9 protein-coding genes are annotated in these 12,461 nt (G+C 45.2%); 4 read left to right on the forward strand and 5 right to left on the reverse strand.

Translation table 11 applies throughout. The features are described from left to right. Nucleotides 1–210: 210 nt before the first annotated feature. From RIC07_RS26515 to RIC07_RS26525, 3 genes are all read right to left on the reverse strand, one after another. Entirely contained in the window at nt 211–390 is a 180-nt protein-coding gene (locus tag RIC07_RS26515; RefSeq protein ID WP_446397125.1) for a hypothetical protein, read from the reverse strand. A gap of 50 nt (nt 391–440) precedes the next feature. Next, complete coding sequence (locus RIC07_RS26520) at nt 441–1,334, reverse strand: prohibitin family protein (RefSeq protein ID WP_446397126.1); 894 nt, start codon at nt 1,332–1,334, stop codon at nt 441–443. Nucleotides 1,335–1,677: 343 nt separating this feature from the next. Continuing rightward, nucleotides 1,678–3,738, reverse strand: coding sequence for an elongation factor G (locus RIC07_RS26525; protein ID WP_446397127.1), 2,061 nt, complete (start codon nt 3,736–3,738; stop codon nt 1,678–1,680). A gap of 76 nt (nt 3,739–3,814) precedes the next feature. Here RIC07_RS26525 and RIC07_RS26530 point away from each other — a divergent pair, with 76 nt between their 5' ends. Both RIC07_RS26530 and RIC07_RS26535 read left to right on the forward strand, forming a co-directional pair. Further along, entirely contained in the window at nt 3,815–3,973 is a 159-nt protein-coding gene (locus RIC07_RS26530; protein ID WP_446397128.1) for a hypothetical protein, read from the forward strand. 354 nt (nt 3,974–4,327) lie between these two features. After that, on the forward strand, nt 4,328–5,353 hold the full coding sequence (locus tag RIC07_RS26535; protein ID WP_446397129.1) for a tetratricopeptide repeat protein: 1,026 nt from the start codon (nt 4,328–4,330) through the stop codon (nt 5,351–5,353). Between the two features lie 126 nt (nt 5,354–5,479). Here RIC07_RS26535 and RIC07_RS26540 read toward each other — a convergent pair whose 3' ends face one another. Then, nucleotides 5,480–8,338 carry a CHAT domain-containing protein gene (locus RIC07_RS26540; RefSeq protein WP_446397130.1) on the reverse strand — a complete coding sequence of 953 codons (2,859 nt, stop codon included), beginning with the start codon at nt 8,336–8,338 and terminating at the stop codon, nt 5,480–5,482. A 182-nt stretch (nt 8,339–8,520) separates the two neighbouring features. Between RIC07_RS26540 and RIC07_RS26545 the strand changes: the two genes are divergently transcribed. Then, entirely contained in the window at nt 8,521–10,122 is a 1,602-nt protein-coding gene (locus RIC07_RS26545; protein ID WP_446397131.1) for a leucine-rich repeat domain-containing protein, read from the forward strand. Nucleotides 10,123–10,175: 53 nt separating this feature from the next. Here the strand turns inward: RIC07_RS26545 and RIC07_RS26550 are convergent, their stop codons facing one another. Further along, complete coding sequence (locus RIC07_RS26550) at nt 10,176–11,591, reverse strand: FG-GAP repeat protein (RefSeq protein ID WP_446397132.1); 1,416 nt, start codon at nt 11,589–11,591, stop codon at nt 10,176–10,178. A gap of 124 nt (nt 11,592–11,715) precedes the next feature. On the opposite strand from RIC07_RS26550, the gene RIC07_RS26555 reads away from it, so the two are divergent. Then, nucleotides 11,716–12,435, forward strand: a complete 720-nt coding sequence (locus tag RIC07_RS26555) for a leucine-rich repeat domain-containing protein (protein ID WP_446397133.1) — start codon at nt 11,716–11,718, stop codon at nt 12,433–12,435. Nucleotides 12,436–12,461: the final 26 nt, after the last annotated feature.

The raw sequence follows: 12,461 nt of genomic DNA on the forward strand, positions 1-12,461 counted from the left end.
GTGGAGCGAACATAAGACCTGATGGGCATAAGTCCAAAGGGCAGTTGCGAAAAACCTCTCTCGCTAGTCGAAGGGGAAAGAAGCAGAAACCTAAATCGTGAGGTTTAGGAATCCCTCGTCTCCGGCGAGGGAGGATGTCAACCTCTACCCATTGACTAACAGCCCCCACCCCCACCCCAATCTCTCTCTCTAATCCGTGAAATCAGTGTTTTAGGCAGGCTGGCATTTTCCTGCCCGAATCAGTCCAATTCGACGTGCGATCGCGTCTTGTTGAGAGGCAAAAGGTCCCCAGCGTTCTGAGGTTTCCTCACCTTCTACCTGAGTGCTGGGAACAATTTCGCATTGTCCATTTTTTTGCTTGACAATATACCAGTGTTGTGTATCAGACATAGGAACTGAGAACGACAGACTTTAGCATAAAAACCGATGACCAATAACGATCACGGACTTTGAGCCGAATCAAGCTGAACCATTACTGGCGCTTCCCCCGATCCACCGCCCATAATCACGACTTTAGCATTGTCGGAACTCGCCAGTTTTTCCATCGCTTCAATTTCCTTTAACCTGAGAAATTGCTGATTAAGAGCCTGAGAGATAATCTGTTGAGCATCTGCTGTCCCTCTAGCTTCAATACGTTTGCGTTCTGCCTCTTGACGCTCTTTTTCTAATGTAAATTTCATTTGCTGGCTTTCTTGCTCTGTCGCCAGCTTCTGCTGTACAGCCGCTTGGAGGGTTTCCGGTAATTGAACTTCTCTCAACAGAGCCTGATCAACCACAAAACCGAGGGGAGTCAACTGTTCACTTAGCCGTTGACGAAGCTGATTGGCAACCTCTTGTCGTTTCGACGAGTAAATGGCTTCCGCCGGATAGCTAGCGGTAATTTCTCGCACCAGGGAACGAAATCGGGAAATGATAATGTCCGTTTCTTCCGTGCCAATCGTTTTATACACATCGGCTGCTTTGTTAGGCTCTAGTCTGTACTGAAGAGAGACATCGATATTAAACGCTAACCCTTCCTGGGATGTCGCTTCTACTGTTTCCTTGATATCTCGCAGTCGCGTGGAAAAATCTTCAACCTCAGTGAACGGGTTAACTAAATGCACACCCGGATTCAGGGGACGTTGAGAGACTTGTCCGAATAATTCGACTACACCAACATTACCCGCTGGGATTATAATCAGAGTTCTAAAAACGGAAGCAATGACTGCAACAACGCCAATGAGCAATGCTACGGCTCGCACGGTTAAGCTTGTCCGTTTGTCGGGAATTTTGGCACTCGTCAAAAAGACAAGGATTGCCACAAGGGTGGTTAAGAGTGAAGCAATAAATGACATAAGCGTTTGTTTAAGGAATGGTTTCGTCAGTTTCTCTGTATTGAACAGCCCTCACTGGCGACTTTATGCCCATCACTCTGGCTTCAGGTTTGAATTCTACGCAGAAGACCTATTTTTGTTACAAAACTTAATATAAAAGTAACCCCCTTTTTGCCACGGCGATTAAAATCGCTGCTATACAAACAAAGTCCGCCTGCACGGACTGGGTTATAAAGGGGGTAATCAACTTTGAGATCTACGCATAAGACCTATTTTTGTTACAAAAATTAAAATTGTTTGTAGTCAGCGCTCAAGTGCTGATGGCGAAGAGAGCGCAACTACAAACCTAGCTTAAACTCAGGGTTTATCCGTTGCCATTTCCATTCCCGGTAGCCGCGAGTACACTATCAGCCAACTTACCCGGAACTTCCTGGAGATGGTCATACTCCCAGTTAAAGAAGCCAATCCCCAACGTGAGCGATCGCAACTCTATGATAAAGTCATGCATTTCGGACTGAGGCAAATACCCAGAAATCCGATCCCATCCATTCCAACCCGAAACCGGTTCATAGTTGAGAATTTGTCCCCGACGCCCGGATATCAGTTGCAACACTTTCGAGGTAAACTCCGTTGGTGCAGACACCTGAATTGCCATAATCGGTTCCAACAGTACCGGATTACACTTGGGCATCCCTTCCGTCATTGCTACTCGTGCGGCTTGTTTAAACGCCTGTTCGGAACTATCGACGGAATGATACGACCCATTGGTTAACGTAACCGCCACATCAACAACCGGGAAGCCTAAAGGACCTTGGGACAAATACTCCCGCACTCCCGTCTCAACACCTGGAATATACTGTTTCGGCACAACACCACCGACAATCGTTTCCAAGAAGCTAAAGCCTTCACCGCGTTCCATGGGCTTAATCTCTAGGTACACATCCCCAAATTGCCCATGACCACCACTTTGGTGCTTATAGCGCCCGTGAGAGGACGTAGATTTACGAATCGTTTCTTTATAAGGAATCCGGGGAAAGTGAGTATTCATCGGCAAATTATATTTACGCCGCAATCGGTCTAATGCCACTTTGAGGTGTATTTCACCTTGTCCCCAGAGGATAATTTCATGGGTGTCCTCATGCTGCTCCCAAGCCAACGATGGATCTTCTTCTAAAAGCTTGGTTAGCGCCCCACTGAGTTTAACTTCATCCTTGCGATTTTCGGCGGTAATCGCTAAGCCATAGACGGGTTTCATGGCTGGGGCTTTCGGTAATTCTTTTGCTCCCTTCTCCTCTGTACTCAGAGTGTCACCGGTTTGAATCCCCTCTAATCGTCCGATCGCGACTATATCACCTGCCTTTGCTTCTGGGGTAGACTGCTGTTGCTGACCAAAGATATGGTATAGTCCACCCGCCCGAATTCCATTTAGAACCGTACCATCGGTGAGTTGACCCGTCCAAACTCGCGCCAAAGAAAGTTTACCCCCTTGGGGAGTGTAATAGGTTTTCAGCACCTGCGCTACGGTTGCGCCACCTTTACCCGTCAATCCCCGACGTTCAGCCGTGGCTTCTGGGGCGGGGGCTTCCCGTAATAGGGCATCAATCAGGTGGCGCACTCCATAATCTTGTTCGGCGGCACCGATAAATACAGGCACAATTAAATCTGCACCCAATTCCATTTTTAGGTCTTTGACAATTTCCTCTTGGGGCGGTTCAATTTCCTCTAGAAGTTCTTCGAGTAAGTGGTCATCAAAATCTGCCAGCGCTTCCAGCATTTCTTCCCGTGCGGCATGTTCGGCGTCTTTCAGGGACTCAGGCAGGGGTACAGGGTCAGCCGGAGCGCCCGTATGATAATGAAACGCTTGTTCGGTGACTAAATCAATAAACCCGATTAGCTGTTCTCCTTTGCCAATCGGGTACTGATGGGGAATGATGGGGCGGGAGGATACCCCTTTCAAGGCGTCTAAAATCTGGCGATAGGATTGACCGCAGGCTCCCCCGTCACAGGAGAGTTGATCGATTTTGTTGACAAAGACGAGGTGGGGAATTTTCCAGTCATCCAGAAACTTGAATAAGGGGGCGAGCATCAGCACGCGATCGCTCGTGGGTTCACAGACGACAACAGCGGCATCGACACCCATGAGCGCATTATAGGTTTCTTTGGCAAACTCAATCGAACCCGGACAGTCAATCCAGTTGAAGCGAATGCCCTGATATTCGGTATCGGCGACATTGATCTCCACCGTCATCGTGCGATCGCGTGCTTCGGCGATGGCATCGCCTACGGTGTTTCCATCTTTGATGTTGCCTTTGCGAGATGTCGCCCCGGTAACGAACAACAAACTTTCTAACAGGCTGGTTTTACCACTCAAATAGGGACCAACAATTGCCACATTACGGATGGCTGTTACAGCATTTTGGTTCATGATTTTCCCCCAGACTAATGTTAATCAAGTAATCGATTAAGGGCGTGAGGTCTTGTCTGCTCTCTAAATTAAGCGATTGGCTCACCTCTTAATCTGCCCATCTGTGGCATTTATCGCATTTGCATTTATGGATATGGAGCAGATGAGCAACTCTCTGTTTATCAAATTAGCGCGTTCTGCCCTCAATTTGATACTCTCAGCCCAGTTGGGTCAGGAAAATTACTATTTAGGTTAAAGTAACGTTGCTTTCCATCAATGAGTTCTAATTTTTCTGTATATTCTCTGGTTTAACAGTTAAAGTTGTATAAAAATGGTATAATTTTAGCGCCACATCAGCTTAATATTTTTTTAACAATGATAGCTGGCTGAGTAGGCAAGCCAGGGAAGATATATGAGATCTGGTTCAGTTGACTATGAAACACCCACGTACCCCTAAAAAACCGTCTGTCCTCTGTCCTTTCATGACCTGCGAGGGTATACGTCTGTCTTCTGCCTTTTGCTATAAGTAGGTTGGTGGAAATAAACTCAACCTTATGAAGTTATGTTAATAAGCCTCAAACCCTGACAAATGACGAATGACAAATGACGAATGACGATCCCCACCGTTAACTTTAATTGTCCCCACCTACTTAAATTAAGCTTACTGTTGCTAAGTATTAGCGTCGGTGCAATTGCGGCTAATCATTCTCTGGCGTCGGATAGGGTGGGAAACGTTCCCATGAACTCCGATGCGCCATGGCAGGTTTCTACATGCACCCCTGCACCCCTACACCCCTGCAAACCAACTGACTATCTTGCCCAATCTATTCCTCCCCTGAAGCCAACCCAACCCGCCGCACTCGAACAGCTAAACCAGGGATTAAGGTTAATTCAGCAAGGGAATGTCGCCGACGCGATCGCGGCGTTTCGTCAAGCGGCACAACTCAACCCCCAGCTCGCCCCAGCGCATTATAATCTAGGATTAGCCTTGCGCCAAGCGGGACAGTTACAAGCAGCTGCAGATGCGTTTTACCAGGCAGCTCAGATCGATCCCAAGTTTGCTCTAGCTTATGCGAATTTAGGGGCAGCGTTGTTGGAAGGGAATAATTTGCCCCAAGCACGGGAGGCGTTGAGACAGGCGATCGACCTTGATCCGGAGTTGGGGGTTGCCCATTATAACTATGGGTTGGTGCTGTCTGAATTGGGAGAGTATGACGTTGCGATCGCGGCGTTCCAGAACGCGATGCAGTTGAGCAGCAATGCGCCAGAACCCGCTTATCATTTAGGACTGGTTTATCTGCGACAGGGGCAGCTTGATCAGGCAAAAGCAGCATTTGAGCAAGCCATCAAAATCAGCCCCCAATATCCAGAAGCTTACTATAATCTAGGATCAATTTTATTTGAACAGGGAGATTTAGACGGAGCGCTAGAAGCCTTTCGCCAATCTGCTGAAAGTAACTCGAATTATGCCAATGCTTATTATGGGGCAGGTTTAGTCTTTCTGCGCCAGAATCGATTACGTGATGCCCAGCAAGTTCTACAATATGCTAGAGACCTTTATCAGGCTCAAGGTAATGCTCAGTGGGCAGCCTCTGCCGAACAACTGTTGGAGCAAACTCGCTATCCTAATCGTTAGCCAATACCGAGTAGCAAAAAACGGGAGCATCCCGTTTTGGAAACACCATTCCCAAAAGCAACGATATATATCGTGGAAAGGTGAGGCTGTGGGAGAGTTTTTGGCTGGGGGAAACTTCAGGCTAAATCACAACCCATTGCCAATTAAAATAAACGGTGCCCAATAATAAGGATGACTAAGACGATTCACCACTTCAGGTTTTAGCCCATTCCGCACCCGCACGGCTACCCTCGCACCTCGTTGTTCTCCCAAAGCCGTATAATCACCCGTAATCAGAGCAATTTGGGCTTGTCGCAGGGCTTCAGCTTTCGTGATAGCCTCACCTTGCCATGCCGCATAAAAGGCATTCATCAACGCTTGAGTGCCGCCATCATCCACAGTCCATAATGAAGCAATAGCAGCCCTAGCACCAGCCCTTTGCATTTGATAGCCGAGACCAAGAATTTCTGCACCTGTACCCAGATTGCCACCTAGTCCAGTTTCACAGGCAGAAAGCACGACTAAATCTACATTGTTCAAGTTCCAGTTGCGGACATCAGCAATGGTAACAGGAGTCCCATCACCAAAAAGAATAAACGATTCTTCCGGGGTTCCGACTACAATTGCCCCGTGAGTGGCAAAATGTAAGACAGTATGATCACCCATTTTCGGTTTCGTGTCTTCAAGATTGAAAGCGCTATCAAAGAGTTGAGTGGTATTGGGAACCGTTGCGGCTAATGTTTCCACTTCCACTCCAGCATAGGGCAAACCGCCAAATTCAAACTGTTCTTGACCCATAATAAAGCTGTAGTGTCCTTGGGTAAATGCCCCCGCCAGAATCTTGAGTTGGGATTGGGGTTTTGTGTTGAGTTCAGTCAGAGAAGCCGCCGTAATATTATTGATGCGGTAGCGTTCGACTAACCATTGTTCACCATCGTGCAAAGCCGCAAGCGGAATGTAGCGGAGTTGTCCATCGGGGGCATAGATCAGGGTTTTGGCATCTGCTGCGGTAAGGTCATTTTCTAATGGTTTAATCAGCCAGTTGTAGAGTTTTTGAGCTGGAGCTTTAGCATTATAGGTAGGGTTCCGTAAGGCTTGATGTAAAGTAACAATTGCTTGATTGAGTTGTGCTTTAGTAACGGTAACAGTACGGCGAATAGGGGGAGAGTCGGGGGTAGTCAGGATAAGTTCAATGCGGTCATCTAGAATTAGGGGATAGAGAAGGACGGCATTTTGGTGGAGATTTTTGAGGTTATCTTGTAAGCCGATAAAGTATTCTAAGTCGTCTACTAAATCAGGTTTGCGCGTCTTGGGAGTAAGTTGAGCAATGAGGGCTTCTACTTCGTCACTTTCGATAAAAGTGTTAAAATCGGCGAGAATTGTTTCTTGGGCGTTCACGAGTTGAGCGATACGCTGTTCCTCTTCGGGAGTGCGATTGCTTTTCTGTCGCAATTGGGTCAGTTCTTTCCCCAGAGTAATGGCTTGATCAAGAATGGCTTGGTAGTTGTCTGTAACTTGTTGTTCTGGGGGTAAATTGGGTACGCCTTTGGCTGTATTTCCTGTACCGCGCACGTTTCTAAAATAATTGTCGAGTTCTTGGACTTTGAGTAAATCGAGGACTCGTTGGGCTTCGAGAATACGGTTTTGTTGTAATAATAAGTCAGCTAAATGGCGATAATCCTCAGCAATGGTTTCAGTGTAGGATTCCTGTTGATCTTGGGAAAGTCCCTTGATATTATCCCGAATCGCTTCTCTAACATTGACCGCCTGCTTGAAGAAGATAATCGCTAATTCTGGCTGATTCTGTGCCTCTAGCAAGTAACCAATATTATTGAGCGTATGTCCTTCACCTTCTTTGTCACCCGTTTCCTGGGCAATTAGTAAAGCTTGCTGGTAGAAATTCCAGGCGAATTCGTACTGATCTAGTTCAAAGTAAACTCTGCCTATATTGCGGAGAAACAACTCTTTTAATGGCTGGTTATTAAATGACTTGCTAATGGCTAAAGCTTGCTGCAACAACTCCAAGGCTAATTCGTATTTTCCCTGTTTGAGATAAACCACCCCAATATTATTGAGAGTCAATCCTTCCAGCAATTTTTTTTCTTCTTTATCCCTGTCGCTAACTGTTTTAAGGTCGGCTAAAGCTTGCTGGTAAAAATCTAAGGCTAATTCGTACTGTTTGAGCTGAAAGTGAACATCCCCAATAGCATTGAGTGCTTTCACGGCATCCGGATAGTTAACAACCCTACCGTTAGGTAATTTATAGCTTGTGCTTTTGGCAAGTTCTAGGGCTTTCTGATAAGACTCCAAAGCTAGGTCATATTGTCCGAGTAACTCATAAATCTCCCCGACCTCGAAATTGACGTTCGGCAAACCCCACAAAGCAAATTCCTTACGAATTGACAACAATTGCTGATAGGATTCCAACGCTAATTGATACTCTCCTAAGCTTCTGTAAGCAAAGCCCATTCGATAGAAAATGTACCCTTCCGATCTCTTTCGACGAAGTTTTCTCTCAATAGTCAAAGCTTGTTGGAATTGATCTAGGGCTTCTCGATATTGATTTTTCTCGATGAGCTGACGAGCTTGGGTATTATACAGATTTGATATCACAATGAGGGCTTGTCTTTCCCTAGAGTCACTTCCGACTTCGCTACTAATTAGCAAAAATTGCTGGTAGTAATTCAACGCCTGATCATAGTCTTCTATCTCTTCGTAAACTTGCCCAATGTGGTAGAGGGTTTCTCCGATACCCGCATTGTCGCCTATTTCTTGATAAATTAATAAGGCGTCCTTGAAGCTGCCTAATGCTCTTTCAAAGTTACCCCTGACCTGCCGATGGAACCCTTCTCTAAACAGCCGATCAGCTTGATTTTTCTTATCTTGGTCTTGCTCGGAAAGAGTCTGCGCGACTGAAGGCGGAAGACTCAAGGTAGGTAGTAAGAAGGCAGAAGTTAGCGTAAGCAGCAGCGTGGCAAAGCTGAAACTGACTAGATTTAGACGCATGGTTCAGTCCTCGATCGCGGGAAAGTGCAGATGGCTGGTCAATTATCTATCTTTTATCGGTCAGGGAGACATTCAGTATCTTTCTTGTTGTGTTAAACAGTAATAGGTACAATAGCACGTCTAATTCAGTTGTACAACTCAGATAGTTGCTTGGCAATTCGATAACAATATAGACGGTAATTATGAGAATTTTACTAACGATGAAATTGACTAGCACAATGGCTCTGCTGATAAATTTATGGGCATTCAGTAGTTGGGGATGGGAAGTCACTCAAGCGGCTGAACCTAGTCAGGGGAGTTCTTTTAAAGAGTTATGTCAACAGCAAGCCAGTTTGTCAGTTGAGGCGGGACTAACCGTACAGGTGCTGTTAGCAGAAGTAGACACCAATGATTGTGAACTCGCTGCCGAAAATCTGTCAAATCGCACTAGGCTGATCCTCAACGAGGAAGAAGTGAGTGATCTGAGTCCCTTATCAGGACTAACCAACTTGGAGGAGCTTGTTCTCAGCGGCAACCAAATCACTGATGTTACCCCTCTAGCAAAACTCATCAATCTCACTCGGCTTTCCCTGGATAACAACATAATTACTGATGTTAGCTCTCTAGCAGAACTACAAAACCTGGAATCGCTTTCCCTCAGCCGTAACCAAATCACTGATGTTACCCCTCTAGCAAAACTACAAAACCTGACTGGACTTTACCTTAGCCATAACCAAATTACAAATGTCAGTCCTTTAGCAGGACTACAAAATCTGCATTGGCTTTACCTTGACAGCAACCAAATCACAAATATTAGCCCACTGGCAGGATTACACAACCTGCACAGGCTTAATCTAGAAGACAACCAATTCACAAATATTAGCCCTCTGGCAAAACTCACAAACTTGACTGAGCTTGACCTCACCCTCAATCAAATTACAGATATTAGTCCTCTGGCAAAACTCACTAACCTGGAGACGCTTTTTCTCACTCTCAACCGAATCACAGATGTCAGCCCACTGGCAGGACTAAAAAATCTGGACGCTCTCCTCTTAGAAGATAACCAAATCACCGATATTAGTCCTCTAGCCAGACTCACTAACCTGGAGAGTCTTATCCTCACATACAATCAAATCACAGATATTAGTCCTCTTTCCAGACTACAAAACCTGAAATGGCTTCGCCTCGATAACAACCAAATTAAACATATTAGCTCTCTGCCTCTGGCAAGTCTCACCAGCTTGGAGAGCCTTGACCTAACAAACAATCAAATAACAGATATTAGTTCTCTTTCCCGACTACAAAACCTGACTGGGCTTTACCTCGATAACAACCAAATCACAGATATTAGCCCTCTGGCAAAACTCACAAGTCTAGAAAGACTTGGTCTAACAGACAATCGAATTACAGATATCAGTCCTCTAGCCAGACTCACCAATCTGAAGCATCTTATCCTCACCGACAATCAAATCACAGATATTAGCCCTCTAACAGAACTCATAAACCTGACTAAGCTTAATCTCAACGGCAACGAAATCGAAGATATTAGTTCTCTTTCCGGACTACAAAATCTGAACTGGCTTTACCTCTACGACAACCAAATCAAAGATGTTAGCCCTCTGGCAAAACTCACAAGCCTGGAGAGCCTTGACCTGACAAACAATCAAATCACGGATATCAGTTCTCTAGCGGGATTGACCAGTCTGGAGGTGCTTTACCTTACAGGCAATGCGATTCCTTCGGATAGCTCCGCTAACGCACAACCAACTTGCCCAGTCAGTCCTCCAGATATTTGCTATTTTTGAGAACTCGCTTGATGGGTGAGATTGTGATGACCCTATTTTAAAGATTTTCATTTTTATTTCCTAAACAGGTATACAGAACCTGGACTTTCATTGAAGGGAGAGCTAATTAAAGCATTATTCCCATCTATGGCAATTGAACTACTAAATGCATCAAATTTAGCCCCATCAGGAGCTGTAATTCGCTGGAGTAGTGAACCTGATCGTATGTCAAAAAGGTAAGCAGAACCAATTTGATTATCATCCGAAGAGCCGATGATAGCATAATTACCGTCTATGGCTACTGAAAGACCAAATGCGTCAATCGCATCGCCCTCCGGAGGGATGAACTTTCGGAGCAGGGAACCAGTTTTTATGTTAAAGAGGTAAGCTGAACCTATTTCATCATGAGTCCAAGAGCCAATCAGAGCATAGTCGCCATCTATAGCCAATGAACGACCGAATCCGTAGCCCAAATCACGATCAGGAGCCGTAAATTTTTGGAGTAGGGAGCCAGTTTTTACGTTAAACAGGTAAACCGAACTAACGTCATCGTAACTCCCAGAGCCAATCAGAGCATAGTGACCATCCATGACTAATGAGTGACCAAATATCGTAGCCGTATAACCATCAGGGGGCAAAAATTTCTGGAGTAGAGAGCCAGTCCTGACGTCGAATAAATAAGCGGCTCCACTATCATCTCCCTTATCATCATCTAACCAGGAACCAATCAGAGCATAGTTACCATCTATGGCGACAGAATTACCAAATTCATCATCCCAATTTCCATCAGGAGCGGTAAGTTTCCAGAGTAGGGATTTAGTGTTTATGTCAAACAGATAGACTGAACCACCGTTATTACCATTGGATGAGCTAATCAAAACTTTATTGCCATGGATAGCGACTGAAAAACCAAATTGGTCTCCCCAATCACCATCCGTGGGTTCAAATTTCCAGAGTAAGGAACCAGTCGTCAAATCAAACAAGTAGGCTGCACCACTATCCGTTGAATTATCACCTGCATCGGAGCCAATAATAGCATTACTCCCATCTATGGCGACTGAATTACCAAATCGGGAGATGGAACCCCTAATTTTTTTTATGAAGTTAAACGTATGAGTTGTCGCAGGAGCCTCCAGCCTCCAGCCAAACACTACGCTTTTCCGTGCCGGAGCGTTATTTGTCGTCGATACGAATAATGTCTCTCCCGTAGCATTCTGGACTTGAAACAAGCAAAGTCCCAATCCAGTACCTGAACAGTCAACCACTTCGGTGTATCCTTTTTCAATTAAACTGTCAATGACTGCACCTCGTTCCGAATTATTAAACTGAGCCATATTAAATATCGCTTGCCACCCTTCCTCAATTAACAATGTTCTAGCGTCTTGATATGTCATGCCTTGACGCAGTTTAGGTATGGGTTGCGCTAAGGCGGAGAGATTTCCCCAGAAAACCGTACTCAAAACCAGGCTCGAACAGAATAGTTTAAACATTTTGGCAACAATAAAAATATTTCTTGATTTTTGGAAATAGTCTCTGTAAACTAGAATACTACCATAAATGTATGATTATTATAAGAATTAATGATTTTTGCCCTTGACAAGGAGTTTATCAACAATGAAACCGATTCGTACTGTTACTTTGATAACTAGCTTATGGATGTTCAGTGGCTGGGGATGGGGAATCACTCAAGCTGCTGAACCCAGTTTTGGCAGTTCTTTTAAAGAGTGGTGTCTCCAGAAAGCCACTGTGTCAACTGAGGCAAGAATAACTATAGAGGTTTTGTTAACGGAAGCAGGTACAACGAATTGCGAACGCGCTGCCAACAACCTGTTAAGCCGCACAAAGCTTTCCTTCCCAGAAGCCCCTATTACAGATCTCAGACCTCTTTCTGGACTCACAAATCTCAAGGAACTTTACTTCCATCTCAACAATATTCAAGACATTAGTCCTCTTTCTGGACTCATAAATCTGGAGAAGCTTTACATCAGCGGCAACCCACTTGCAGATATTAGCCCTCTTTCCGGACTCACGAACCTGACTGAGCTGGGTCTCAACGACAACCAAATAGAAGATGTTAGCCCTCTTTCTGAACTCACGAATCTGAAGGATCTTCGCCTCAAAAATAACCAAATTACAGACATCAGTCCTCTAGCTAAACTAACCAATTTGTGGGTACTTTACCTCAGCTACAACCAAATCACAGACATCAGTCCTCTAGCCAGACTAAAAAACCTAAGGCTGGTTAACCTGACAGGGAATCCGATCACAGAAAGAAATTGCCCAGTCTTTCCTCCAGAGATTTGCGATTTTGATACCTCACCATGGGTTCCTTAAATTTAAGTTGATTTGAGTCGGGAACA

The sequence above is a fragment of the Coleofasciculus sp. E1-EBD-02 genome, from assembly GCF_040218245.1.
Lineage (GTDB): Bacteria > Cyanobacteriota > Cyanobacteriia > Cyanobacteriales > Coleofasciculaceae > Coleofasciculus.